The following is a 25,683-nucleotide window of genomic DNA, read 5'->3' as shown; positions in this document are numbered from 1 at the left end:
TTCTGTGAATATCGATAATGTCATTAGCTGAAGAAATAAACGTATTTTATCTATTCTGCATAATTTGGATTTAATTTCGGAAATTGACCATGATTACTTTTGATCAGAGATTTAAGGTCACTAAACATGGCTGCTGCGATGTCCGGATGTTTTGCACGTACATTGATGCTTTCACCTGGATCTGAGTGCAAATCGTATAGTTCAACGACGCCTGATTCGTAAAAATGAATGAGTTTCCATCTACCCTGTCGAAGTGCTGCTCCTGGTTTCCAGCCACTACCATGGTAATGGGGATAATCCCAAAACAACAGGCGCTGAGTACCTTGTATGCCTCCAAATATGTCGTATCCATCCATGGCGTCCAGTGATGATGGATCCCAACCGGCTGCACTCCATAGGAGAGGAAGTAGATCCTGATGTGTGGTAGGTACATCTGTGTGCGAAATCATTCGGGGTTGGTCTGGGCGGTGAATGATTTGTGGGATGCGAATTCCTCCTTCATAAGCCCAGCCTTTTCCGGCGCGAAGCGGCCTGTTGCTGGTTGGGATTTTCCAGTCCCGAATCAGTGTGGATAATCCTCCGTTGTCTGAAGTAAACAGAAATACTGTATTTTCCCATAATCCCATTTCTTTTAGGGATTGGATGAGTTTTCCAACATTCCGATCCATCGCGGACACCATGGAGGCATAGTCAAGATTGTTCTGATATAAAAGACTGACTCCATCATGTTCTGGATAAGTCACATCCGGGATGGTGAGCGAATCATAATCCGGTCGATCTTCTTTACTTGCTTGGATCGGTGTATGGACTGTATAGTAGGATAGAAAGGCGAAGAAGCGTTCATTTTTATTTTTTCGAATGAACCCGATCGTTTCTTCGGTCAATCGGTCGGTGAGATATTCTCCTTTGGGACCGTCTGTTAATTTAGGGTTTTTATACGGAGCATAATAACCGTTTGGAGGCTGTCCTTTGTGAATCCCACCAATATTGATGTCAAAACCCTGGTGTTCCGGGCCATGTGATTCTCCGCCTAGATGCCACTTGCCCGCAAAAAATGTGTGGTAACCGACTTCTTTGAAATATTCAGCTATGGTTTTCTCCTGAAGCGGTAACTCATTCCTGATTTTTGGTCCGAGTAGAGGTTTGTCCTTCGGAGCGGATCCTGGAATCCAGTCCGTGATACCAAGACGAGTTGGATTTTTACCTGTCATGATGGCTGCCCGAGAAGGGGAGCACACCGGATGTGCAGAGTAAGCCTGTGTGAATACGGTGGCTTTGGATGCCAATTCATCCAGATGAGGCGTTTTATATAGAGCACTCCCTGCGTAGCCTACATCTGTCCAACCGAGATCATCAACAAGGACCACAACGACATTTTTCTTAGAGTCCAAATTCTGAGCATGCATCGTATTAGGCAAAAAACTACCTGTTGCAAGGATTAAAAGTAAATGGAAAAAAAATTTTTTCATGATCATATTATTTTATGACACGAGGTATGGAAATACACCTCTTACCACGTCATGTTTTGCTTGTCAAGATAGTCAGTTTTATAAATTTAGTAAATAGTTGTGAAACCACTTCAAAATAGAAACACATAAAATCTTGTATTTTTGCATCGAATAAGTCCATTTTGGATGATTGCAGTCGTTAATTCACCTGTAAATAAGCCTAAAATATATCAATGTGAATGTATCCGGTTCTGATGAGGAAATGAATGATGTACGAACGATCGTGGTCGACCCCGGTCAAGCCCTGTTGCGAATAGATAAGTTTCTGATGGATCGTTTGCCACAGGTCTCCCGCAACAAAATTCAGGAAGGCCTCCGGGATCAGCGAATACTGGTCAATGGTGGGAAAGTCAAACCCAATTATAAAGTGCGCCCTGACGACGAGATCACTATCGAAACACCGGTTAATGACGAATACGACGGAGAAATTGTTCCTGAAAATATACCGATGGATATTCGATATGAAGACGAGTATCTGATGGTCGTACACAAACCGGCTGGAATGGTGGTTCACCCGGGTTATGGAAATTATTCAGGTACGTTAGTGAACGCGCTGGCTTATTACCTCGATCATCATGCGTTACCCGTATTACCGGGAAACGAAGCGGACCGTCCGGGGCTGGTGCACCGGTTGGATAAAGACACAAGTGGAATGCTGGTTATTGCCAAAAAAGAAAATGTTTTGCAACAATTGGCTGCTCAGTTTCACGATCATAAACCAGATCGGCGATATTTGGCGATCGTGTGGGGTAGCCCTGAACCGAATGAAGGTACTATACGTAAACCAATCGCCCGGCATCCCAAAAATCGGTTGATCTTTACGGCCGTGGAAGAAGACAGTGCACTGGAGGGACGTGAGGCAGTGACGCATTACAAAGTAATTAAAGATTATTATTATATTTCCCTGATAGAATGTCGGCTCGAGACAGGCCGAACACATCAGATCAGAGTGCACATGGAGTCTATGGGACATCCGGTATTTAATGATGTCCGCTATGGAGGGGATCGGATTCGGAAGGGCACCATATTTTCAAAGTACAGGCAATTCGTAGAGAATTGCTTTTCCACCTGCCCACGACAAGCTTTACACGCCCGATCGCTGGCATTTGTACATCCGATAACCCGCAAAAAAATGTCTTTTTCATCCGAACTGCCTTCGGATATGCACGAACTTTTGCACAAATGGGACCGTTATGTTAAGGATCGATCACAAAAAGAATTGTAAATTATGGTAAAGAAAAATAGGATGATCAACGCTTTGCTGGAACTGGGGAAAAAAATCCAAGACCGTCATCCATTGTTGGAGGCTACTATTCACCGGACCTCTTTTCATAATCCCTGGTTTGAAAAATCCAACTATTGGAAAGCATTGGATGCTTTGGCAGAATCTATGCTTACCAGGGAGGAATTAACCAAATGGTGTGATACCTATCAATTTCCCGTCCCCGGTGAACACGGAAAAACAGTAGGGCTGATCTTTGCGGGTAATATACCATTGGTCGGGTTTCATGATTTTGTTACCGTGTATCTTTCCGGCCATGCAGCCGAGATAAAATTGTCCAGCAAAGATCCGTATGTGTTTCCAGCGATTTTGGCACTTCTGAGTGAACAGGATTCCGATGTAGAACACCGTATAAAAATCGTTGAAAAACTGGAAAATCATGAGGGTGTCATCGCGACCGGGTCCAACAATACCAACAGATATTTCGAAAAATATTTTGAAAGCTATCCCGCTTTGTTGCGGAAAAACAGAACTTCGGTTGCTGTATTGGACGGATCTGAATCTGCGGATGATCTAAATGGATTGGCGCATGATATCTTTGATTACTTTGGTTTAGGTTGTCGGAATGTCACCAAACTTTATGTGCCGGAAGGCTATGATTTTGATCCATTGATTCAGGCGATGAATCCTTTTGCCGCGTCCATGAACAATATTAAATACAAAAATAACTATGATTACAATCTGTCGATCGAGCTGTTGAACCGGAGTGATATCATTTCTACGGAATTTGTGCTGCTGAAACATGTACCCGAGGAGTTGTTTTCTCCGGTTGGGATGATATTTTATGAAGCATATGACTCAGTGTCTCAATTGCACACTGCGTTGGTCCAGTTGCGAGAACAACTTCAGACTGTGGTTGGGAAGTATCCGGTAGCGGGGGTATCCCACAGTGGTTTTGGAGAAACGCAGCGACCAGGGTTGTTTGATTATCCGGACGGCGAAGATATCGGACATTTTTTATTTGATTTATCTTGTAAGACTGTATCATGACACGAAAAGAGCGAGCTGCTAGGATCGGGGTGATCCTTGATGAATTGTACCCCGAAATGGAAATTCCATTGCACCACAAGGATCCCTATACCTTATTAATAGCAGTACTACTTTCCGCGCAGTCAACCGATAAAAGGGTTAATCTGACGACGCCTGCTTTGTTTGAGTTGGCGGATAACCCATTTGATATGGCCCGGGTATCTGTAGAAGACGTGCGTGCCATTATACGTCCGGTGGGGTTGTCTCCTCAAAAATCCAAGGCGATCGTTAAACTTTCACAGATTCTCGTTGATAAATATGATGGCGAGGTTCCCGCTGACATGGAGTTGCTCGAAGAATTGCCCGGGGTAGGGCATAAGACAGCTTCTGTGGTCATGGTGCAGGCATTTGGAAAACCTGCCTTTCCTGTGGATACACACATCCACCGACTGGCTTACCGGTGGTTGCTGAGTACTGGACGTTCTGTTAAGAAAACTGAGGAACATTTGAAGAAAGCCTTTCCGATGGAAGAATGGGATCGGCGTCATCTACAGATGATCTATTTTGGCCGGGAGTATTGCCCGGCACGGGGACACCAGCCGGAAGAGTGTCCCATTTGTTCTGTGTATGGCCGAAGATCGATGTTTTAGAAATTGAAGTGTTGAGGTGTTTATTTGTTGAGGTGTTGAGTCAAAGTGTAGCACAATCAATGGATCTGCCACTGCTATGATCTTATGACGAGGTAAAAAACGGAGGTTTAGCTGGAAATACACCGCGTATTTTGACGAAGAGAATCGAAGAATTTTTCGGAATATATGCGGCAATTATGAATTCAAATGGTACTGGTTGTGGGAAAAGTGCAATTCCGGCTACAACACCACAGCGGTCTTAATCCCTGACAATTCGGCTCCCTAGCACCTAACTGTACAGCGTCCTTACCTCTAAAAAGGCATACTAATCGCCAGGTTTAGATTTGATTTTTTGAGATACTGTCCAAAGGAGGAGTAAGCCCAATAAGAGCCATTGTCTTGTCGGTAGGGGAGTTTTAGTTTTATTCCCCAGTCCAGCCGAAGGGTGAAAAAAGTAAGATCCATGCGTATTCCAGTACCCGTTCCGACAGCAAATTCTTTCCAAAAATCGGAGGTGAACCGACTCTCTGGTTGATCAGATTTTCCCAAGATCCATATGTTACCTACATCAAGAAATAGAGCGCTGTTCAGACGCCAAAAAAGAGGAAACCGGTATTCTGCATTCATTTCTATTTTTAGATCACCGACATTGGCATACGGTTGATTAGTTCCTGAAAGTGCGGTGGAGTCCTGAAGTGATCCAGGTCCCAATTCTCTGATCCGCCATGCCCTCATGCTCGAGGGACCTCCCACAAAAAACTGTTTGACAAAGGGAACCGATACTGATCCGGTCAGAGGTGTAGCGATCCCAATATTCAGACGAGAGGCGAATGAGGTGGTAGCTGATAAATCTTTTAAAAACCGCCCATCCAAATCAACCTTGAAGTATTTTGCAAAATCAAACTTGTTGAAGAGTTGGAAGGTATCCCTAAATCCATTAGTGATGGCATTGGCAGCCAGGATTTCCAATCCTGAAAACTCCATCGACCCGTAAAAAGAAAATTGCCGCTGGGCGTAGTCTTTTCTTCCGACGTGGGTGAATTGGGCATTGCTAAAGAGTAGACTTGTAAATATTTGTGGATCCAGTGATTTTCGGACAAATTGCCGGTCTTTGATCTCCTCAATAAAACTGGGAAATAAATCTGGTAAAAAGACATTCAACGAAAGGTTGTTGACTCTTAGGTTGTTCCGACCTGCAGCCCAGTTGAAATTGTTCCCCGCCTGCCATAAAAAGGAATGGTATTTATACAATTGATCCGTGTAAACATATTCATAGTTCAGATCGATCGTGCTGATCCCGTTTGATTGCAGTATGGAATAAAAATCCGGCGATACACCCGAGAGGAGTTCATACATTTTAAAATAATCTACGAAACGTGGCATAATTAAATTGTTCCGAAACCCGGCGATAAAGGTTTGAACCGTGGATCTTTCTGTCGTATCAGACTGACCGAAAGGATTAAATTCGGTCTGAAACTGGAGTCCCATGGTATAGGTTTCCCCGCCGCCAAATGTATTTCGATTGGACAGTTCCGGCCCTACGGAAACACCCAATAATGACGAACGGGAGCTATACTCGGTATTGTTGAGATCGAAATCAACTTTAAATTCGTATTTTTTCGAAGGCTGTAAGATAAAATAGATGTTCAGCACATTGGGGTCTTCCGGTGACGGAATGCGTTGGACCACCACGGATGAATAGATATTGTAACGGACAATATTTTGTCGCGCTTTCTCCAATGCTTCTGCACTGAACAAATCCCCATTGCGAAACGGGATGGATTGGTTCATCACCTGCCGGTTCAAGGACTTTTCTTTGTCAAAATTCAGATGCTGAATGGCATCGATGGTAGCGGTATCACTCGCTGGCTCAAATGCAAATGGATTGTAGTTGTGATCGACCACAATATCTCCAAACCGATACCGGCGAAGTCCAATGCTGTCTGCATCATTTAATATTTCAAAATAAAGATCTATTTGATCAGCCAGTTTAATGGCTTGCGGTCGTTTTGAAATATTCAGTGATGTAAAATAAGGATACCCATTGTTTTGCATAATGGAGGCAATCCTGTTTTTTTCCTTTTCGTAAGCTTGAAGAGAGAGTACGTCATTTCTTTTCAAGAACGATTCATCGTTGCGATTTTCGATTAATCGTTTGATCGTTTCATTGGGGTAACTTACTTTTTTGCTGGCAATGGTGTACAGCGGGCCGGTATTTATGGTATAGGATATAGTGGCTTTTCGTTTTTTTATCTGATCAGAAAAGAAAACCTGCGCATCATAATACCCTTTGTCCATGACGTACCGTTTAATGACGTCGGACGCCTGACCGCCGTGGCCTTGTTTGTAGATACTTGGTCTAGTGGCAGCTTGCTCGTAAAAAAAATGATTGAGTGTGCCCGTATCAGCGTCCTGGTATTTATAATACAACCAGATGCGCCAATTTCGATTTTCTATCCGTTGGAGCGTGTCGAGATAATAGATTTCATTTTCAAGTATCTTTTTTTGTCTGGATGCCACGGGACCGTTAATGTTAATGGCATAATCCGAAAGTAAATATTCATCTTCCGCCAGAAATTTGGTCACGTTGCATGATGACAACATGAAAAGCCCCCCGAACAATAAAAGACATGAATATATAGCCGCTTTTTTACTTTTCATGAAATGAAAAAGTGATGAAAATCAGATAATAAATCATTGAACGATTCCTTCACATCAATCTGTTTTACGGCTTTTTAAATACTGCTGAGCTCAACTTCTTCTAACTTTTTTATAAGCGTGTCGCCCAGCCTTTTTCCAATGTTGGGCAATGTCATGCGGTAAAATTAATAATTTGTTGTTAATTCACATCATAACAATTTTTCAACCACTAAAGTAACCATAAGATGTTTCCTATATTGTCCAGGAATCAAATAAAGTTTATTCGGTCCTTAAAACAAAAGAAAAACCGGTATAAATTTAAAAATTACGTTGTCGAAGGGGAAAAATTGATCATGGACCTTGTCAGGCACAGACCGTCGCTGATTCAGTATATAGTCATAGATGATGGCATCAGACACCTGTCGTTTCCAGACGGAATATCGGTATATCAGTCAGACCATCACTCATTTCTCGAACTTTCTAATTTGGTTACGCCGCAGGGGGTGATGGCAGTGTGCGCAATTCCGGATCACTATTTCAGATCAATTCAGCGAAATCATGCATTTGGTTTGTATTTTGATGGGGTACAAGATCCGGGAAATCTCGGCACCATGCTTCGTGCAGCCGAATGGTTCGGTGTGCCCCATATTCTGATCGGACCCGGAACCGCAGACCCTTTTAGCCCGAAAGTTGTACAGGCTGCCATGGGAAGCCATAGTTATCTCACTATGGTAAAATGCAGTCACCAGGAATTGTCTGAAACTTCCGGCGCGATAATATCAGCCGTCATGGATGGTGAGGATGCGTTTGAATATGCCTGGCCACGTACTGGTGTTTTGGTATTGGGTAACGAGGGTCAGGGAATTTCAGCTACTGTCGCGAGATTATCGACAAACCGGATAACATTACCCGCTGCGGCGGGTGCTCAGACTGAATCTCTCAATGTAAGTATGGCGTGCACGTCATTATTGACACTGCGGCATAAATATCAGCAGAGCAATAAGCAAATGCGACTATAGATCTGGTCAAGAATAAAAAGGTCTGTGATAAATTACGCTCTTTCCTAAAGCAATTTTTGGATTTCTTCTTCCATATTTGCTCTGGGATTTAAAGCTTGGATTTTTCCTTCCCGATCAAGTAAAAAAGTTGCCGGAATAGCCGTGATGCCGTATCTTCGGGCAGGTTCAGACTGCCAATACTTCAGATCACTGACGTGAGACTCCCATGCCAGACCATCCTGCTTGATTGCATTGACCCAGCGTTCTTTCTGACCGTTTCTATCCAGAGACACAGAAAATACAGTGAACCCGTCATCTTTGTATTTTTCGTACAATTTTACAACGTGCGGGTTTGCTCTCCGACATGGACCACACCAACTGGCCCAGAAATCCAAAAGAACGACCTTCCCTTTAAGGTCAGACAAACGCATTATTTCGCCGTCCGGATTGGGCAATGCAATTTCAGGTGCTGGTTGTCCCAGCTGCACGGCGTACTGACTAGAGTTGTTGGTAGATTCTTTTAATTTTGCATCGTAAAATGCCACAAACTCTTTGAATTCACTCACATATGGGGATCCGCGTAAATCTGCATCTACCTTATTGACAATTTTTCGCACATCTGCGTAATCTTCCGGACTACCCATCAGGAATGATACCCCAGTCTGGATAGCAATCAAACTATTCTCGGTTTCATTCATGTATCGCACGATCTCAGATTTGGGCCATTTATCATTGACCATATTGTAAAATGCAATAATCTGAAGACCAGTTTCTTTTGAACCGCTTAGTTCAAAATCATATTGGTCTATCGTACTAAACTTCCCATTGATCTTAATATCTGTATCTTCTCCCGTGAGTACAAAAGAAGCGCCTTTGTTTGCAACGGAAAATTGATAAATAGCCTGGGGTATAGGCTCTTCAGAAGTCATGGAAAAATTTCCCCGTTGATCGGCCTGGGTAGACATCACCAAAGCCTTTTGGCCTTTGAGTGATATGCGATAAAGCGCTACCGGTTTATTCGCACCGTCAATTATTTTTCCCGAGATGGTCAGCCGTTCACCGTCGGTCGTACTTTGATCGGTACTATTACACGCCCATATAAAAAAAAGCCCTAGACTGGCCAGAAGTCCATATTTCAACAATTTCATTGTTCCAGTTTTTTACCTAATAAATCATTATATAATTCTTTCCACTCTGACACCGGTCCGAAATCGATCTCATTGACCAAAATGGATGATTTCTCCACGATACCAATTTGTTGTATGGGAACAGAATTCTGGTTCGAAATGTTATGTAATTTGTCTAAATTTTCTGGCTTTATACTGACAATAATTCGGGACTGGGACTCGCCAAATAGAAAACTATCCATTCGCACTGGGGGATTGTAGGTGATTTTGGCTCCCATATTATTTTCAAGGCATGATTCAAGTAAGTTGGTAAACAATCCACCATCCGAAATATCATGAGCAGATTCAAGCAACTTTAGTTTGTTAGCTTCGTATACGGTCTGTTGCACATCATATTCATCCTCCAATGAGAAATAGGGGGCTTTTGAATCCGTGATCCCATGATGCCAGGAAAGGTATTGTGAATTGTTTAAATCAAAGATCTCCTTACCAATCATAACGATCAGATCGCCCTCATTTCTAAAGCTGGAGGTGAGGTAATCATCGGTATGTTCCAGAATGCCAAGCATCCCAATGACTGGTGTCGGTTTGACAGGTTCTACTTTTCCATCCAGTTCAGTTTGATTGTAGAAACTGACGTTTCCCCCTGTAACCGGCGTCTCAAACCGCCGGCAAGCTTCACTCATGCCTTTTATTACGTGGACAAATTGCCAATAAACTTCTTTGTTATAAGGATTGCCAAAATTGAGGCAATTCGTAATAGCCACTGGTTGGGCTCCACTGCAAACTACGTTTCTGGCTGCTTCCGACACTGCGATCATACCTCCGATATAGGGGTCAGCATACACAAAATCAGAGTTGCAATCCACACTCATTGCCAAGGCTTTGGATGTTCCTTTGACGCGAATCACAGCTGCATCCGAAGCCTGGTTGGTTCCCATGTTATTGATCCGGACGGTGTGGTCATATTGTTCATAGATCCATCGCTTCGATACCAAGCTAGGGGATGTCATAAGATTCTTTGCGGCGGATACATAGTCTGTAGGTGCATCGATACGATCTTCAGTGTAATCTATTAATTGGGAATAATACGTGGCTTCTTCATATTCTCGATCATAGACTGGGGCTCCGCCGCCCAAAACCAATGGATCTGCTGGAACATCAGCGACAATCTTACCTTTGTGCCAGAATTCGACGTGTCCGTTATCAGTTACCTCACCTATTTCTTCACATTCGAGATCCCATTTGTCAAATACTTTGAGTAATTTTTCTTCCTCTCCTTTTTTGCAAACGATGAGCATTCGTTCCTGCGATTCAGAAAGCAGGATTTCGAAAGGTTCCATATTATCTTGCCGGGTGGGGACTTTATCTAAGTTGATTTTCATACCCGTACCACTTTTTGCACTCATTTCACTGGTGCTGCAAGTGATGCCTGCTGCGCCCATGTCCTGCATCCCCACGATACTTCCGGTCTGGATTGCTTCGAGACTGGCTTCCAGTAAAAGTTTTTCCTGGAATGGGTCACCGACCTGTACAGCAGGTAAGTCATCCACGCTGTCTTCGCTGAGATCAGCCGATGCAAATGTGGCTCCGTGAATGCCATCTTTACCCGTCGCTGAACCCACAATAAAGATTGGATTACCGGGTCCGTCTGCAATGGCAGATACTGTATCACCCTCCTTTACTGTACCTACGGACATGGCGTTGACAAGAATGTTTTGATTGTAACAATCATTGAAATATACTTCTCCACCGATGGTGGGAACGCCTAGACAATTGCCATAATCGCCGATTCCTTTGACCACACCCCGAACAAGGTGCCGAGTATGGGGTCGTTCTACATCGCCAAAACGGAGTGAATTTAATGCAGCGATAGGTCGTGCACCCATTGTGAAAATATCACGATGTATGCCACCGACACCCGTTGCTGCACCCTGGTAAGGTTCTATAGCTGAAGGGTGATTGTGTGATTCAATTTTAAAAGCACACCCGAGTCCGTCGCCGATATCTACCAGTCCGGCATTTTCTTCACCGGCTTCCACCAACAAATGTTTTCCTTTGTTGGGTAGTGTTTTAAGATACTTGATGGAATTTTTATAGGAGCAATGCTCAGACCACATGACGGCAAATATGCTGAGTTCCGTGAAGTTGGGATGGCGTCCCATGATCTCAAGAATTCGATCGAATTCATCTTCGGTTAAGCCCAGTTTTTTTGCAATTGCAAGATCTGGCATATTTTGATTTTCGTTCATCAGTGATCTGGTTTTTTAATTTGAGGCAAAGATAGAAATATTTTAATACAATACCCTGATCATGGTATGACTTACCTGTAGCAAAAACTGAGCCTAATCCGGAAGCATTCAGCATCTCGCACCATACTTTGTTCTCAATTCAAATGGGGTTAGCTGGCGAAGTCAAATCATGCTAGTAAAAAAGACAGTCTAAATTTTGAAACAGCTCAAAACTGAATTTATCTCTTATAATTAAAAGGAATATATGTTAGGAATTGGTGTCAATATCCTTGAAAACCATCTTTATTTACATTAAATAAATATTTCATGTCTATTAGCTTTGATTAAAAACTATTTTGAGCAATATTTGTATCCAAAGTACACGTTGGTATTATCATCCATAAGAGTTCAAAAATTTCATTTATTCTATGCGCCAGCTTCACTTAATTTTCTTCATGGTATGTTTGCATGCAGCCACTGGATATAGTCAGGAAGCAGCTCAGGACACGACAGAAGAAAAGAAAAGTTATTGGAGTTATTCCAATATTGGAAATTTATACCTTGCCCAAATAGCCTATAGTGACTATTGGAAAGGTAGTGGATATAACAATATTAATGTTTGGGGAGACTTTGACTGGAAAGCTAAATACAAAAAGGAGAAGAGCAACTTTACATATAATTTTAATGTCCAATACGGGCTGATGAAAAGAGATGAGCAAGAGTGGACAAAAAACAGAGATAAACTGGAAATGAGTGGTAATTATTCCCAACAGTTTTCGAACAAAATGTTTTTATCGGCTTTGATCTCTATGCGGACTTTTTTGTCAAATTCATATAAGTTTAACAAACAAGGAATGAAACAACACCTCAACGGTCGTTTTTTCTCCCCTCTGACGATTGATATCGGTTCGGGCCTCAATCTGAAAACACTGGAATCAAATGATCCCGAGAAGAAAAAGAAGAATACCAATAAACTTGACATTTACTACACGCCGATCAACAGTAAGATAACGATCGCTCCTGATTCTATTCTAGCTGCTCAGTATTTACCTGAAAAGTTTCGGGCAAAGGGGTATCGGATGGAGTTGGGAAGCCTGATCAAAGTAGTGGGGAAGTTTCAGCTCATGAAGAATGTGACGCTGACTTCCAAAGCGGATTTTTTTACGAATCACCTGGATGATTTTGGTAATTTTGATGTCAATCTTGAAAGTCAGATCAGGATGAAAGTAAACAAATCAATTTCAGTGAACATATTGGGCAATCTGGTCTACGACGAAGATATTCTTTTTGACATCTTGGATGAAGACGGCGAACCTACAGGACACAAAGGTCCCCGAACACAGTTTAGTGAATCCATCAACGTAGGAATAACCCACAGTTTCTAATTTAGGCTTACTAAGAAAAAACAGGTATCCTGAACTACAGGCAGTTTCTTATTCCGGCTTTTATACTTGTTCGTACTGCACGACAGAACACCCGAAATAGGCGTGAAATTAAAGATGAGCCAACTTCTTCCGGATTGTTTTTTGTTCTGAATCAATGTGATTGTAGTTCTCCTGCATGAGTTGTAGCTCTTTCCCCTCTTCTTCAAGCAACTGGTCAAATTCGATAAATTGGGTTTCTATTTTATCTTTGATTTGCTGGATGTATTCATTTAACTTGAGGGTTAATTCGTTTTCTATTTTTGACCGTGTCAATTTGATTTCTTCGGAGAACCTCCGAAGTATTTTGCCTCGTTTAATCCCGGTTGTAATACCTGCGAATAATAATCCGATGCCGGTGATCAGGCCACCAGTGATGTCAAACACAGCGCCATTCGTGACGGCTGTCAAAATAATTCCCACTACGGCAATCCCGCTTCCTGTTGCTAGATTGGGACTGATTGACGAGCTTTCTTCGACGAGTTTTGTGTCAACAAAGTTTTCTGAGTTGCGAATAAAATTATGAAAGGATTCTTGCAACTCTTCAATGATCAGTCGACGGCGTTCGGCTATATGACCAAACAGTTCGTCATTGTCTTTGAGTATAGTTTTATTTTTCAATATCTTAAGTTCAACAACCTTCGCCATGTTTTGAATATTGTCCGCCAGGTCACTGACCCCTTCATGGAGTCGGTCTGTCATTTCAATTTTAAGATTTTTATCGAGATCTGTTTTGATCTCTGACAACCAGACCTGAGGGGATTCGTTCTTATTGAAAATGGATTTAAATGACTTCCCTACTAATCGAAAGAAGGAAAGTCCGTCTCGTAATTCCCGTTCACTAATCATGGTTGCTTTGTCGTAACCCGTCAGTAGATTGTGAATCAGAGTTTGTACTTGGTTTTGGGACTTTAAAACATGTTCGTGCAGGGTTTTATCGATTTCTTTCCGGAACAACAAATCACTCTCATATTGAGCCTGGCGTGCTTTTAACCCGGCGTTGATCTTTTCATTGAGCGTGGTAACCAGTTCAAGGAGGTTTTCTATTTTCAACCGAAAGGCATGAATGCCGGTGATATTTTCCTTGAGGTATTTTCTAAGCGCCGGATATCCGCTAAGGTCATGGTTGCCTTCCAGCTCCTGAAGTGCTGATACAGCAAAAACGTGTGGTTCAGGGACGTTGTGTTTGGCTGCTTCTTTACGAACGCCTTCCAGGTTGATCTGTAAATCATTTTCATTCAACAGGTCTTTTTGTTGTAGGACAAAAATGACTTTCTTCTTCCATTCCTGGTTAATGAAGGATAAAAAGTCCCAGGCACTTTTCCGGTAGGGGTTTTTGGCCTCAAAAACAAACACTACCAAATCGGATACCGGCACAAACCGTTCGGTGATTTCCTGATGATGCTCCACGATGGTATTGGTCCCGGGGGTGTCTACGATGGATATTTCCTGAAGAATGGGGTCAGGAAAGTAGATTTGTTTGAGGAATTCATTAATGATGACTTCATCATGAACATCGCCGTACTTTATTTGCTGAATGGTGTCGGTTTTGGGATCGGGTGCCACAGCGCATATTTCTTCATCAGTACTGAGTAAGGCATTGATGAAACTACTTTTACCCGCTTTGACTTCACCAACTATAACGAACAAGAACGGCTCATCCATCCGTAGTCGGAGCTCCTGAATGGTCGACAAGGTTTCGCTGTTGTCAATTCGGCTGGATTGCTCAGCCAGTTTATCTACCAGTGTTTTGATTCGTTCAAAGTAGGGAAGAAGCTTTTTTTCCGTTAATGCGGCCATTTAATCTGAATTTTGACATAAAGATAAGGATAAATAGTTAATTGGGGCCTTGCTCATTTGAGACGGTGCATCGCCCTGTACCTTGTGCCCCGACTAAGCCGAGGCTTCATTCGCTCCTCTCCATCAAATACGGATTTACCATCTTTGGTCTGTGCGTTGCACTCCGACTATATTCAGTCATTCCTTGCATCTGCATAAATCAAAACCCATGAATTTTGCGGGTTTGAATCGACGCTCTGGTTTTGTGAGAGGATGAAAATTCTGAAAATGAATCCTGGGCTTTGGTCCGGCACCAGACCCTGACTACACTCTATAAACTTAAAACTACGGGACTAAACCACTGTCTGTTCTTCGACCCAGTCGTGGTAGGACAAGTTACATTCCACTTCGCGTACAAGAATGCATGGAACGTCGTACGGATGATAATCCTGAATACGACTAAGCAATCGTTCTTTGAGTGCTAGAGAAGATTTCATATAGATGAGATATTCTCCTTCTGTGGCGACATTTCCTTCCCAATTGTATTGGCTTTGAGCGGGCCATGCGACGCCACATGCGATGAGTTTTGATTGAAGTAATTGGTCAATCAACTTAGTAGAACTCTCTTTATCTGAGATGGTTGTGTAGCAAGTGATAATTTTTGGTAATGACATTATGAAAGAATATTGGTCATTTCAATCAAACTTTTCTTCGGGCTTTTATCTGCTGAGATGGCGTCTGAAAATTCTGTAAATACGATTTCATCATTAATGATCCCAACCGATTTATTGGTTTTGCCGTCCAGAAGTGCGGTGACCGCCGATGCACCCAGCCTGGAGGCCAATACCCGGTCGTGGCAGGACGGAGCTCCACCTCGCTGAAGATGGCCGATAATGGACACTTTTGATTCCAGTTCCGGCAGGTGTTCAGCAACACTTTCTGCAATTTTGGCAGCACCTCCGTTTTTATTTCCTTCTGCGACTATAACGAGACTAAAAAGTTTTCCCCGTTTCACCCCTTTTCTCAACTGGTCCACCAACTCCTCGATAGAGACGTTGTTCTCCGGGATAAGTATCCCGGTTGCACCGCTGCCGATGCCGGTGTGCAATGCAATGTGACCTGTGTGTCTGCCCATGACTTCGATAAAGAATACCCGGTTGTGACTGTCTGCGGTATCCCTGATTTTGTCGACTGCGTCAATCGCTGTATTAAGTGCTGTATCAAATCCTATGGTGAAATCAGTGCCAAATATATCGTTGTCAATGGTTCCGGGAATACCTATCATAGGGATGTCAAATTCTTCTGAAAAGATCATTGCAGCCGTATAGGTTCCGTTACCACCGATAACGATGCAGGCGTCAATGTTATGCGCTTTAAGAGTTTCATAAGCACGTTGTCTGCCTTCCGGTGTGAAAAACTCATAACTACGGGCTGTTTTTAGAATGGTTCCGCCCCGATGAATGATGTTCCCCACCTCATGTCGCTCTATGCGCTTGATGGATCCTTTAATCATTCCGTCATATCCGCGGTAAATCCCATAGACATGTTTTCCAAAATGTCCTGATGCTCTGACGACACTGCGAATTGCAGCATTCATTCCTGGGGCATCGCCACCTGAGGTTAATACAGCAATCCGGTTTATAGCTTTATCACTCATTCTATAATTCCTTGTAATGATATTTTTCTAATTCAGTAATTGGGCGTGTTAAAAACTTACCCGGCATCAATCCTTGAGACTCAAGAGATTCAATAAGTATATCTCTGAAATGTTCAGAAATTGAGCCCACAAAGTTAATTGGAAGTTTGTCATTATTAGGATATTTTGACAGATAATTTTTGATTAGAGCCTGAAATGAGCCTTGAATTTCGTGACGAATTACCGGTAGGTGTTGATGTTTGCCTGCAAATTGGCAAAAGGTTGCTAAATATCGATTTGGTTTTTCATGAGTGTATAATTTCTTAACAAATGCGGAACGATCAGCGAGCTCATCATCCAGTTTCCGGCTTAACTTTTCAGGGAGTGATTTTGAATAATATAACTTGATCATACGCGTTCCAATATCGACCCCGCCGCCTTCGTCACCAATCATATAGCCGAATCCCTGATAGTTCTCTGTGATGGATGTCCCGTCGAAATAACAGGAATTGGATCCCGTACCTAGGATGCATACGATCCCCGGGGCATCTCCCAAAGTAGCTCTGACTGCGGCGAGCATATCATCTTCCACAGAAAGTATTGCATTCGGGAAATAGGTGTAGTATATATCTTTTAACAGGTTTTTTTGCTGAATGCCGCTGACACCGGCACCATAATGGTAAATTTTCGAAACTTGGGCCGGATCAGGGAGCCGTTCACTGCCGGCACGAATATACAGTCCGACATCTTCTTCCGCCAATGTTGACGGATTAATTCCATGGTCAGAAAAAGAGATTTTCTTTTTCTCGTTAATGATCAATACCCAGTCACTTTTTGTTGATCCACATTCGAGAATTAGTATCATAATATCCTATCAGTTTGTGATCCCCTTGATAACCAAGAGATCATGAACAAAACATCGTAGTAAATAATTACTATAAAAATAAATAAGAATCTGAACGGTAAACTTACAAAGTTCCTGCCTTTTAAAGGGTACTTTATTTCCGCATTATATCCAATTTAGATTGGAATATACGACTTTGATATTTTTTTAGGAGTTGGATTTTAAATAATGTTTCCCCGGGCAGCATATGGATCTTTCGGCTCGATACTTATTTCCAGCAGGAGTATGACAGTCAATTGGTCGGAGAAATGCTTCCTTTATTTAACAACCGTTTTATACCATTTGAATTCACAATTACCGCATATATTTCGAAATATTCTTCGATTCTCTTCGTCAAAATACACGGTGTAACTTCAGCTATTGCTCCGTTTTTCTCCTTGACAATCTTTGAATATTTACAAAATCTTATACGGCATTATCAAATACATTGGTAATAGCTATTCATCCAGTGATTTAAATTCCTCGATGGCTCGACGCTCTTTTTTGGTTGGGCGACCAGCTCCTTTATCGCGGAACTCGCCCAAAGTCTTTCCAACATACCATCGATCAAACTTTTTTAGTTCTTCTTCCGGTGTAATGTCCTGGTAACATTGTTGTGCTTCGGGGGCACCCACACGCTTTTTAATGGTTTTAAGGACGATGAACTCATATAAAAACCGGTTTTTGCCGACTTTTATGTGGTCATCCTGGGATACGGTCATCGACGGTTTGACCTTATTCCCATTGATCCATACTTTTCCTTTTTTACAAGCTTCATTGGCTTTGGTCCTTGATTTGAAGATACGTACGGACCACAACCATTGGTCTATTCGTGCATCAGCCATAATTTTCTTTCATGTATTTGTGTTCGGCCTCACTGAGCAAGGGTCGAACCATATTAAGGTTTTGCAATGTATCCCGAACCGTCTTCGCTACCAGGTAGTTTCTGTACCAGGCCTGATCGGCAGGAATAATAATCCACGGTATCCGGCTATTATTGATGGAATATTCGTAAGCCGTACGGTAATCATCCCATTTTTTGGCTTCGACCCAATCTGCCGTCTTGTGTTTCCAATTTTTTTCAGGTTCATCGATGCGTTCCTGAAGTTCTTCCTGTTGTTCCGCTTGAGATATGTGCAAATAAAATTTCAGGATAGTGGTATTGTTATCATACTGGAGCAATTCTTCAAAGTCGTTGATGGAATTCATCCTTTTGTCCACAAGACTCTGGTCGATCCACTGATTAACGCGTTGAATAAGAATGTCCTCATAGTGGGAGCGATTGAATATTTGTATCATTCCTTTGGCGGGGGCATGCCGGTGGACCCGCCACAAAAAGTCATGATTCATTTCTTCTTCCGTAGGTTTTTTGAACGAATGTGCCCGCAGTCCGATGGGATTGCAATAGGGGAAAGCAGCTTTGGCGGACCCGTCCTTGCCACTGGCGTCCATGCCCTGGAACAGTACCAAAAGAGCGTGTTTTTCTTCTGCAAATAAAGTGGTTTGTAATTCACCTATTTCACGAGCGATTTGTCGCGTATTTTTCTTGGTTTTCTTTTTGTCGTAATGTTCGGGAGCTCTGGTTTCGATATCTTTTAGTCTGATCATATCATGTTATTTTGCCTCTTCGTATAAGGAATGCACGAAGTACTTTGTTGAAATCTTCATTAATATCTGCATGCATGATGTCAATGCCCATCTGGAGTGATTTAAGTCGCAGTAACTCCAGGAAATTGGTCATTTTCTCCTGGTATACTTGTTGTATCTCACGGGGTCGAATCTTTATATTTTCGCCGGTTTCATAATCTACGAAATTGATGGGTTTGTTTTTGTACTCAAAATTTACTTCCTTTTTGTGGTCAATTACATTGAAGATAATGACTTCATGCTTATTGTATCGCAGGTGTTGCAAAGCGGAAAATATAGGTTCCGGTGCATTCATATGTTCAAAGAAATCGGAAAAAATGACGATCAAAGAGCGCTTAGCAGCGCGTTCAGCCACTTCATGCAGTGCATTGGCTAGATTTGTTTTGCTATGTTTTCCGGGTGGGTTGTGGTAGAGGTCTTCCAGATAAGCCATCAAAAGACGCATTTGTTTGAGGCTACCATTGGCCTGGCGATGTATTTTTATCTCTTCATCAAAGACTGTTAATCCGAAAGCATCCCGTTGTTTTTTAAGCAGGTAAAGCAATGCCGCTCCCCCCAGAACAGACCATTGTAACTTGGACAGTTGTTGCTTATCTGCGTTAGTTAATGCCATGGAAGCCGAGGCATCGACGACGACTTGACACCGGAGATTGGTTTCGTCATCGTATTTTTTATTGTACAGTCGATCTGTCCGCGCATAGACCTTCCAGTCTATATTTTTGGTAGATTCGCCGGGGTTGTAAAGTTTATGTTCTGCAAATTCAGCGGAAAAACCGTGATATGGGCTTTGATGAAGTCCAATAATAAATCCTTCCACGACCTGTTTGGCCAGCAGTTCAAAATTTTCAATGTGATGAAGATCATAAGCTTCAAAAATGTCAGCCATAGTAATCGTTGCGGTTCAAGGTGAGCTAAGACAGCAATTGCCGGTCTCAATGTATGAAAAAAGCCTCTCATAGAAAAACTATGTGAGGCTTTTACTTTTGTTTATTCATGCCAAAAGCCTACGATAAATGTTCGTCGAGTTTGTCAATTAAGACTTGCTTTGGAGTAGCACCGACCACTTTATCCACGATTTCTCCGTCCTTTACAAACAGGATGGTCGGAATACTGCGGATGCCGTATTTGATCGATAGTTCAGGGTTCTCATCTACATTTACCTTGCCGATGAGTGCCTTTCCATCATAGTCTTTGGATAGATCTTCGATGATGGGGCCGATCATCTTACAAGGACCACACCATTCTGCCCAAAAATCAATGAGGGTCAGTCCCCCTTTATCCAGAACTTCATCCTGGAAATTGTTGTCTGTTAGTTCAAATGCCATTTCTTATCTACTTTTATGATTTGTACGTTGTGTAAAAAAACTACATTAGCGATTAAACGCATATTCTTTGAATTGGTTTTCAAAACAGAGAATAATTCAACAAATTAAAGACTTTTTGCCTTGAAGACATCAAAAATCGGTTCACTTGTTCAAAAATTTATCCGGAAACATTTGCTATTTTGTTTTATCCTGCTGGCTGGATTGATTACATTGGTATTCGGGCTCCTGATTTTTAATGATGTCACATGGGCCCACTGGTATTATAATAGATTCTTCATTCCTGTTAATACGACCATGCAGTCGGTGTTGCAATTTTCTGAAACGCCATTTTATATGGTTGTTTTGGTTATTTGTTTTGTGCTTCTTATAGGTCAGATTATGTCAGTTGCTGGTGAAGGATGGCGGCGCGGATTGGTCAGTTGGGGATTGTTTCTGTTATCATCTTTGGTTCTGATTGTGGTTTTATTTTATTGGTTGTGGGGCTTCAATTATGGTCGTTCAACGATCGGAGAGTTCTATTTTCAAGATGAATACGTGACCCTGGATACGATGGATTTTAAGGATCGATGGAAACTCCAGACAAATCGTGTGAATCTCCTTCGGTCCAAGGTGGTCATGCCAGATTCAACGGAGAAACGATTAACGCAGCAATACGCCATCCGATACCGGGAAACCATTCCGAAATTGGATGGATCGCTCGGATTGGATAAACGATTGCAGCCTCAGTGTAAAGAATTTGTTCCGGCGGGCTTATTACTGCGATTAAATACCGCTGGTTTTTATTTCCCCTTTGGAAGTGAATCGTATGTGGATAAAGCATTGCACGTCTCTCAAAAACCATTTGTGATTGCACATGAACTGGCTCATGGTTATGGTATTACCGATGAAGGTGAAGCAAATTTTATCGGTTATTTATTAAGTCAAGCTTCTGCTGATCCGCTGGCGCAGTATTCTTCTGCTATGGCATTGTGGCTCTATATGGCGTCCGATGGTCGACATCTAAGTCCGTCTTTTACCCAATCGATGTGGGATGGTCTGTCTCCCGCCGTTTGGGATGACCTGCAGGACCGGCAGGCATTGAATGAAAGATATCCGGAATTTATGCCCCGTATGCGCGACGCTGTATATGACTCTTACCTTTCTTTGAATAAAGTAGAAGGTGGCATGAAAAGCTATAATCGGTTTGTAAAAATGGTTTTGACGTATGAAGAGAATTTTTAATTCGTTAAAGCTATTTCTTATAGGATTGATAGAGACGAGCAGTTCTTCCTCAATGCAGGTTCATCAGAGTGAAATACATGGGGGGTGAAAGATGTGCGAAGTCGTTTTATTGAAAATAGATGGGGCGCTGCGCTTGGATCGGGGACGGTACGCTGAGTCGCTGGTCATCAAATGACATTTTAATCCCGTTTTTTATCTAAAAATTTAGAGCGTCCGCTATACCTGAATCGTAGTCGCATGACTTTTAGGTGTAATCCACTTCTCTTATGCTTCTTTTGATGGGCATGCGTCCATTATTATATACACGGGATGGGGTGTCTTCCAACTGATCGAGACCGGTTTTGAAAACTATATAAAAAAAGCCACTGCATGTTGCAGTGGCTTTGGTATTTACTATTTGGTGTAAGCTAACAGCTTTCTTCCTACTAAAGGAGTTTATCCATACTGGTTACTACAGAAGCTATTCGAATTGCACTAAAGATGCGTTTTTCTCCGGAACCCAGATTTTTGACAGATTGTTCATGTGATTTGACACAAGCTTCGCAGCCATTAACCGCGGATACGGCTAGACTAATCAACTCAAACAATTCCTTGCCCAATACGGGTTTTGCCATGATGTTCATCCGGATTCGAGCTGGAATATTCTGATAATTATCAGATTCTACAAAATGGCGAAATCGGTACAATATATTATTTGCACTTAGCAAGGACGCACAAGCCACAGATTCAGCGATTTCACCTTCAGAGGCCTCCAATTCACGAGATTTCTCTGTGAAATACTTGACCAGTGATTGATTTTTATTATTAGCTGCTATAGCTAAACCGATCAGATGTGATTCCTTTTGATTCAGTCCATCCTGGTCCGGATCAACCTGGAGCGCTGTTTTAAAGTTTAGTTTTAAATCCTTGATGTACCGGGATTCCCCAGCCACCAATTGATCCAGCAATGCACTGTCCTGATTTAGATCCAGTGCTGCGGTCAAATCATTTTTAATATCGTTTAACATAGTCGCTGATTTTAGTTTAATGACAATGACTCCGTCAAGGTCTCTTCTCCTTTTTCCCAGTTGCACGGGCACAATTCATCCGTCTGCAGGGCATCTAAGACTCGAACCACCTCTTTGACATTACGTCCTACATTGAGATCGTTAACACACACCCAGCGGATAATTCCCTGTGGGTCGACAATAAAGGTTGCACGCAAAGCAACTTTTTCCTCTTGTTCAAGGATGCCAAGCTCTTCAGCGAGGCTTTTAGACGTATCGGCCAACATGGGGAATTTCAAGTCACGCAAATCTTCGTGATCATTTCGCCAGGCCAGGTGTACGAATTCGGAATCGGTTGATGCGCCGATCAGATAGGCATCGCGATCTCGAAATTCTTCAAAATTTTGATTAAACTCTGCGATTTCGGTCGGGCACACAAAAGTAAAATCCTTCGGCCACCAAAACATGACCATCCAATCACCGCTTTGCTGATGATCATCGTGTTTGATGTTTTTAAATTCTTTTCCTTTTTCCCGGCTTACCACAGAAATTTTGTCAAATTCCGGAAACTTGTTTCCTACACTAATTACTCTTTGATTCATAGTTCAATTTATTATTTTAACGTTCAGGGGCAAATATGAGACATATAGTTGATAAACAAAATCGATGTTTTTTATATTACTATAGATTAAAATGATTGAACAATGTTTTCCTTTGTACAGCTGGAGTATATCATCGCTTTAGATACCTATGGCAATTTTAAAAAAGCTTCTGAACACTGTTATGTAACCCAACCCACGCTTTCCATGCAAATAAAAAAAATGGAAGAAGAGCTTGGTGTGATCCTTTTTGACCGGTCCAAAAAACCTGTTGTTTCCACTGAAATTGGAAGAGCAGTTATTGCCCAGGCGCGGACGATCCTTACTGAACGGGATAAACTGGGAGAGCTGGTCGATGTTCATCAGAATGAAATTCAGGGGGAGCTTCACTTGGGGATTATTCCTTCGATCTCACCGTATTTACTCCCTTTGTTTATAATGGAGCTGCATCAAAAATATCCACGAATATCTATTCACATTCATGAGATGCTTACCGAAGAACTGATTACAGCACTTCGAAAAGAAACTTTGGATGTGGGGATACTCGTCACGCCGATCGATGCGAAACAAATCATGACGCATCCGATCTATTATGAGGATATTGCACTATATGTTTCGCCCGATCATCCCTTCTTCAACGAGGTAAAGGTTTCGATCCAAGCATTGGACGGAGACGAAATGTGGATGTTGCGTGAAGGTCACTGTTTTCGAAATCAAAGCTTGAATTTGTGCCAAAATCAATCCAGAAGGTCAGATGAACGTCGTTTTTCTTTTGAAACAAGTTCGATAGAAACATTAATAAAAATGGTTGATTTACAGGGCGGTTATACGCTCATTCCGGAAATGGTGATTGGCAATATATCGCCGGAGAAGCGGGGGCAGGTCAAGTGGATAGAAGGGCCATCTCAAATGCGGGAGGTTAGCATTGCTACTTTTCGGAATTTTGCAAAGCAACGCCTGGTTAAGGTTCTCGAAGAGACGATACGGTCTGTCCTGCCTGAGTCAATGCTGGATCGGAAAGAGGGACAGGTGGTAGAATGGCAGTAAGTGTTAAGTTCAGAGCATTTTTGGAGATATATGGTTGAAAACTCTTTTCCATTATTTCATTTTATTTAACTACTTTACGGGTTTGTTTGAAGAGTGTTGCTGAAACTAATAAACCAAAAACCGAACCGATCATTAAGAATAACCCCACTACATCCATCAAAGGTGTATTCCGAAGCTACCGCTGGCGAATATGTGCCTTGCTTTTTCTGGCCACCAGTATTAATTACCTGGACCGAAGCGTCTTGAGTATTCTTGCGCCAACGTTACAAGAAGAAATTGGTTGGACAGAAATTGAATACAGTTATATCGTTTCTGCATTTCAACTGGCCTACGGCATCAGTGTGGTGGGGATGGGACAATTAATTGACCGTTTTGGAGTAAAATGGTTTTTTCCTTTGGCAGTGGGACTATGGAGCCTGGCGGGGATAGGCCATGCTTTTGCCCGGAGTGTATCGGGGTTTGCATTAGCCCGGTTTTCTCTTGGGGTGGGCGAGGCCTCCAATTTTCCAGCGGCGATCAAGACAGTGGCCGAATGGTTTCCTGAAAAAGAACGTGCGATTGCCGCGGGTGTATTCAACGCCGGTTCGAGTGTCGGAGCGATTCTGGCGCCATTGATGGTGCCATGGCTGGCGTTGAACTATGGCTGGAAGTCTGCTTTTATAGTTACGGGGATGCTGGGTTTTATTTGGATTATACTTTGGCGGCTCGTCTACCGGGAACCCGCAAAACATCCTCGGATCACAAAAGAAGAATTGGATTATATTGAATCCGGGCAAGAAGTAACTTCAACGGATAAAATTTCCTGGTTTGCTGTGCTTCGAAAGCGAGAAACCATCGTAGTGTGTTTAGTCCGTTTTTTATCCGATCCTACGTGGTGGTTTTTGTTGTTTTGGTTGCCGAAATATTTATATCAGGAATTTGGGATTACCCTGGAGAATATCGGAGCGCCGATGATTACGATATATTTGATTGCAGATCTGGGTAGCGTAGGTGGAGGATGGCTATCTTCCCGATTTATTTCCATGGGCCGAAGTATTAATTTCTCCCGTAAAGCGGCGTTATTAATATGTGCGGTGTGTGTGGTTCCTGTTATTCTTGTCTCTCAGATTTCCAGTTTTTATGTAGCTATCGCGCTTATTAGCCTGGCTGCGGCGGCACACATGGGGTGGATAGCCAATGTGTACACTGTGATTTCAGATCTTTTTCCGCAGCGGGCCATCGGATCCGTTACTGGGTTGTCTACCATGAGTGCGGTGCTGGGTGGGTTGGTGTATTCTTCCGTGATCGGTTATGTCCTCGAAGCTACCGGCAGTTACTTGTTGATCTTTGTGATGTCCGGGTTTATGTATGTGACGGCTTGGATGGTCCTCATGATAGGAATTCCGGAGATTAAGAAATTAAAAGTGGAAAAAGGGAAGTTGGCCTAGTGGTTATGTATCATAAGTCATTCTAAAAATAACACCTCGATATATCTCAAAATGACTTAGAGTTCAATCTAATCCGACCCTGACTGGGTCGGAATTGGTTTTCTAACTCACATCTAACCTAATCTGACCCTGACTGGGTCAGAATCCTTGCAGGTCAAAGATCTCAGAGAGGTCTAATTAGATTAGATATATTATTTGCACTCAAATTAACGACCTCAGAGAGGTCGTATTAGATTCTGAATCGCATAATTTTGTTCGTTCCATTTTAATTATCAATATTTATGAAACGCAACACTAGTGCGGCCTCGCATTAATTTTTATAAGTTAA

General features: G+C 42.4%; 22 protein-coding genes. 8 read left to right on the top strand and 14 right to left on the bottom strand.

Features of this window, described 5'->3' with window-relative positions:
* Positions 1 to 50 precede the first annotated feature (50 nt).
* Positions 51 to 1,469, bottom strand: a complete 1,419-nt coding sequence (locus KUV50_RS11695; RefSeq protein ID WP_222580340.1) for a sulfatase — start codon at positions 1,467 to 1,469, stop codon at positions 51 to 53.
* Positions 1,470 to 1,683: 214 nt separating this feature from the next.
* On the opposite strand from KUV50_RS11695, the gene KUV50_RS11690 reads away from it, so the two are divergent.
* Genes KUV50_RS11690 through nth form a run of 3 tightly spaced genes read left to right on the top strand, consistent with a single transcriptional unit; the run spans position 1,684 to position 4,409 of the window.
* Entirely contained in the window at positions 1,684 to 2,733 is a 1,050-nt protein-coding gene (locus KUV50_RS11690) for an RluA family pseudouridine synthase (RefSeq protein ID WP_315899962.1), read from the top strand.
* A 3-nt stretch (positions 2,734 to 2,736) separates the two neighbouring features.
* The gene (locus tag KUV50_RS11685) at positions 2,737 to 3,780 is read left to right on the top strand and encodes an acyl-CoA reductase (protein WP_222580339.1); all 1,044 of its coding nucleotides are present in this window, start codon (positions 2,737 to 2,739) and stop codon (positions 3,778 to 3,780) included.
* Entirely contained in the window at positions 3,777 to 4,409 is a 633-nt protein-coding gene (gene nth, locus KUV50_RS11680) for an endonuclease III (protein WP_222580338.1), read from the top strand. The genes KUV50_RS11685 and nth overlap by 4 nt, the downstream gene beginning before the upstream one ends.
* A 291-nt stretch (positions 4,410 to 4,700) precedes the next feature.
* Here the strand turns inward: nth and KUV50_RS11675 are convergent, their stop codons facing one another.
* Positions 4,701 to 7,049, bottom strand: coding sequence for a BamA/TamA family outer membrane protein (locus KUV50_RS11675; RefSeq protein WP_222580337.1), 2,349 nt, complete (start codon positions 7,047 to 7,049; stop codon positions 4,701 to 4,703).
* A 224-nt stretch (positions 7,050 to 7,273) separates the two neighbouring features.
* Between KUV50_RS11675 and KUV50_RS11670 the strand changes: the two genes are divergently transcribed.
* The gene (locus KUV50_RS11670) at positions 7,274 to 8,047 is read left to right on the top strand and encodes a TrmH family RNA methyltransferase (RefSeq protein WP_222580336.1); all 774 of its coding nucleotides are present in this window, start codon (positions 7,274 to 7,276) and stop codon (positions 8,045 to 8,047) included.
* A gap of 44 nt (positions 8,048 to 8,091) precedes the next feature.
* On the opposite strand, the gene KUV50_RS11665 is transcribed toward KUV50_RS11670, so the two are convergent.
* Positions 8,092 to 9,174: a TlpA disulfide reductase family protein gene (locus KUV50_RS11665; RefSeq protein ID WP_222580335.1), complete on the bottom strand. Its 1,083-nt coding sequence runs from the start codon at positions 9,172 to 9,174 to the stop codon at positions 8,092 to 8,094.
* Positions 9,171 to 11,405, bottom strand: a complete 2,235-nt coding sequence (gene purL, locus KUV50_RS11660; RefSeq protein WP_222580334.1) for a phosphoribosylformylglycinamidine synthase subunit PurL — start codon at positions 11,403 to 11,405, stop codon at positions 9,171 to 9,173. The genes KUV50_RS11665 and purL overlap by 4 nt, the downstream gene beginning before the upstream one ends.
* A gap of 434 nt (positions 11,406 to 11,839) precedes the next feature.
* On the opposite strand from purL, the gene KUV50_RS11655 reads away from it, so the two are divergent.
* A complete protein-coding gene (locus KUV50_RS11655) occupies positions 11,840 to 12,769 on the top strand; it encodes a DUF3078 domain-containing protein (RefSeq protein ID WP_222580333.1) in 930 nt (309 codons plus the stop codon).
* A 108-nt stretch (positions 12,770 to 12,877) separates the two neighbouring features.
* Here KUV50_RS11655 and KUV50_RS11650 read toward each other — a convergent pair whose 3' ends face one another.
* From KUV50_RS11650 to trxA, 8 genes are all read right to left on the bottom strand, one after another.
* A complete protein-coding gene (locus tag KUV50_RS11650; protein WP_222580332.1) occupies positions 12,878 to 14,605 on the bottom strand; it encodes a dynamin family protein in 1,728 nt (575 codons plus the stop codon).
* Positions 14,606 to 14,937: 332 nt separating this feature from the next.
* Positions 14,938 to 15,258: a divalent-cation tolerance protein CutA gene (gene cutA, locus KUV50_RS11645; RefSeq protein ID WP_222580331.1), complete on the bottom strand. Its 321-nt coding sequence runs from the start codon at positions 15,256 to 15,258 to the stop codon at positions 14,938 to 14,940.
* Positions 15,258 to 16,241, bottom strand: coding sequence for a 6-phosphofructokinase (pfkA, locus tag KUV50_RS11640; RefSeq protein WP_222580330.1), 984 nt, complete (start codon positions 16,239 to 16,241; stop codon positions 15,258 to 15,260). Before pfkA ends, cutA begins: the two co-directional genes overlap by 1 nt.
* Position 16,242: 1 nt before the next feature.
* On the bottom strand, positions 16,243 to 17,040 hold the full coding sequence (locus tag KUV50_RS11635) for a hypothetical protein (RefSeq protein ID WP_222580329.1): 798 nt from the start codon (positions 17,038 to 17,040) through the stop codon (positions 16,243 to 16,245).
* A 521-nt stretch (positions 17,041 to 17,561) separates the two neighbouring features.
* The gene (locus tag KUV50_RS11630) at positions 17,562 to 17,948 is read right to left on the bottom strand and encodes an RNA-binding S4 domain-containing protein (protein WP_222580328.1); all 387 of its coding nucleotides are present in this window, start codon (positions 17,946 to 17,948) and stop codon (positions 17,562 to 17,564) included.
* Positions 17,941 to 18,711 (bottom strand): PPK2 family polyphosphate kinase, encoded by a 771-nt coding sequence (locus KUV50_RS11625; RefSeq protein WP_222580327.1) that lies wholly within the window; start codon positions 18,709 to 18,711, stop codon positions 17,941 to 17,943. Before KUV50_RS11625 ends, KUV50_RS11630 begins: the two co-directional genes overlap by 8 nt.
* A gap of 1 nt (position 18,712) precedes the next feature.
* A complete protein-coding gene (locus KUV50_RS11620; RefSeq protein WP_222580326.1) occupies positions 18,713 to 19,636 on the bottom strand; it encodes a DUF58 domain-containing protein in 924 nt (307 codons plus the stop codon).
* A 118-nt stretch (positions 19,637 to 19,754) separates the two neighbouring features.
* Positions 19,755 to 20,075, bottom strand: a complete 321-nt coding sequence (gene trxA, locus KUV50_RS11615) for a thioredoxin (RefSeq protein WP_222580325.1) — start codon at positions 20,073 to 20,075, stop codon at positions 19,755 to 19,757.
* 120 nt (positions 20,076 to 20,195) lie between these two features.
* Between trxA and KUV50_RS11610 the strand changes: the two genes are divergently transcribed.
* Entirely contained in the window at positions 20,196 to 21,296 is a 1,101-nt protein-coding gene (locus tag KUV50_RS11610) for a DUF3810 family protein (protein WP_222580324.1), read from the top strand.
* Positions 21,297 to 21,721: 425 nt separating this feature from the next.
* On the opposite strand, the gene KUV50_RS11605 is transcribed toward KUV50_RS11610, so the two are convergent.
* Positions 21,722 to 22,303, bottom strand: a complete 582-nt coding sequence (locus tag KUV50_RS11605; protein ID WP_222580323.1) for a carboxymuconolactone decarboxylase family protein — start codon at positions 22,301 to 22,303, stop codon at positions 21,722 to 21,724.
* 11 nt (positions 22,304 to 22,314) lie between these two features.
* Positions 22,315 to 22,884, bottom strand: coding sequence for a peroxiredoxin (locus tag KUV50_RS11600; protein WP_222580322.1), 570 nt, complete (start codon positions 22,882 to 22,884; stop codon positions 22,315 to 22,317).
* A gap of 102 nt (positions 22,885 to 22,986) precedes the next feature.
* On the opposite strand from KUV50_RS11600, the gene KUV50_RS11595 reads away from it, so the two are divergent.
* Together KUV50_RS11595 and KUV50_RS11590 are read left to right on the top strand one after the other, a co-directional pair.
* Entirely contained in the window at positions 22,987 to 23,928 is a 942-nt protein-coding gene (locus tag KUV50_RS11595; RefSeq protein WP_222580321.1) for a hydrogen peroxide-inducible genes activator, read from the top strand.
* 86 nt (positions 23,929 to 24,014) lie between these two features.
* Positions 24,015 to 25,355 carry an MFS transporter gene (locus KUV50_RS11590; protein ID WP_222580320.1) on the top strand — a complete coding sequence of 447 codons (1,341 nt, stop codon included), beginning with the start codon at positions 24,015 to 24,017 and terminating at the stop codon, positions 25,353 to 25,355.
* Positions 25,356 to 25,683 lie beyond the last annotated feature (328 nt).

This window comes from Membranihabitans marinus (assembly GCF_019802045.1).
In the GTDB taxonomy this organism is placed as follows: domain Bacteria; phylum Bacteroidota; class Bacteroidia; order Chitinophagales; family Saprospiraceae; genus Membranihabitans; species Membranihabitans marinus_A.
This window is presented reverse-complemented; position numbering and strand designations above follow the sequence as displayed.

Excerpts from the sequence above, each read along its gene's own strand:
- KUV50_RS11695 (WP_222580340.1), bottom strand. The coding sequence starts at position 1,469 with ATGAAAAAATTTTTTTTCCATTTACTTTTAATCCTTGCAACAGGTAGT.
- KUV50_RS11685 (WP_222580339.1), top strand. The coding sequence starts at position 2,737 with ATGGTAAAGAAAAATAGGATGATCAACGCTTTGCTGGAACTGGGGAAA.
- nth (WP_222580338.1), top strand. The coding sequence starts at position 3,777 with ATGACACGAAAAGAGCGAGCTGCTAGGATCGGGGTGATCCTTGATGAA.
- KUV50_RS11675 (WP_222580337.1), bottom strand. The coding sequence starts at position 7,049 with ATGAAAAGTAAAAAAGCGGCTATATATTCATGTCTTTTATTGTTCGGG.
- KUV50_RS11670 (WP_222580336.1), top strand. The coding sequence starts at position 7,274 with ATGTTTCCTATATTGTCCAGGAATCAAATAAAGTTTATTCGGTCCTTA.
- KUV50_RS11665 (WP_222580335.1), bottom strand. The coding sequence starts at position 9,174 with ATGAAATTGTTGAAATATGGACTTCTGGCCAGTCTAGGGCTTTTTTTT.
- purL (WP_222580334.1), bottom strand. The coding sequence starts at position 11,405 with ATGAACGAAAATCAAAATATGCCAGATCTTGCAATTGCAAAAAAACTG.
- KUV50_RS11655 (WP_222580333.1), top strand. The coding sequence starts at position 11,840 with ATGGTATGTTTGCATGCAGCCACTGGATATAGTCAGGAAGCAGCTCAG.
- KUV50_RS11650 (WP_222580332.1), bottom strand. The coding sequence starts at position 14,605 with ATGGCCGCATTAACGGAAAAAAAGCTTCTTCCCTACTTTGAACGAATC.
- cutA (WP_222580331.1), bottom strand. The coding sequence starts at position 15,258 with ATGTCATTACCAAAAATTATCACTTGCTACACAACCATCTCAGATAAA.
- pfkA (WP_222580330.1), bottom strand. The coding sequence starts at position 16,241 with ATGAGTGATAAAGCTATAAACCGGATTGCTGTATTAACCTCAGGTGGC.
- KUV50_RS11630 (WP_222580328.1), bottom strand. The coding sequence starts at position 17,948 with ATGGCTGATGCACGAATAGACCAATGGTTGTGGTCCGTACGTATCTTC.
- KUV50_RS11625 (WP_222580327.1), bottom strand. The coding sequence starts at position 18,711 with ATGATCAGACTAAAAGATATCGAAACCAGAGCTCCCGAACATTACGAC.
- KUV50_RS11620 (WP_222580326.1), bottom strand. The coding sequence starts at position 19,636 with ATGGCTGACATTTTTGAAGCTTATGATCTTCATCACATTGAAAATTTT.
- trxA (WP_222580325.1), bottom strand. The coding sequence starts at position 20,075 with ATGGCATTTGAACTAACAGACAACAATTTCCAGGATGAAGTTCTGGAT.
- KUV50_RS11605 (WP_222580323.1), bottom strand. The coding sequence starts at position 22,303 with ATGTTAAACGATATTAAAAATGATTTGACCGCAGCACTGGATCTAAAT.
- KUV50_RS11600 (WP_222580322.1), bottom strand. The coding sequence starts at position 22,884 with ATGAATCAAAGAGTAATTAGTGTAGGAAACAAGTTTCCGGAATTTGAC.
- KUV50_RS11595 (WP_222580321.1), top strand. The coding sequence starts at position 22,987 with ATGTTTTCCTTTGTACAGCTGGAGTATATCATCGCTTTAGATACCTAT.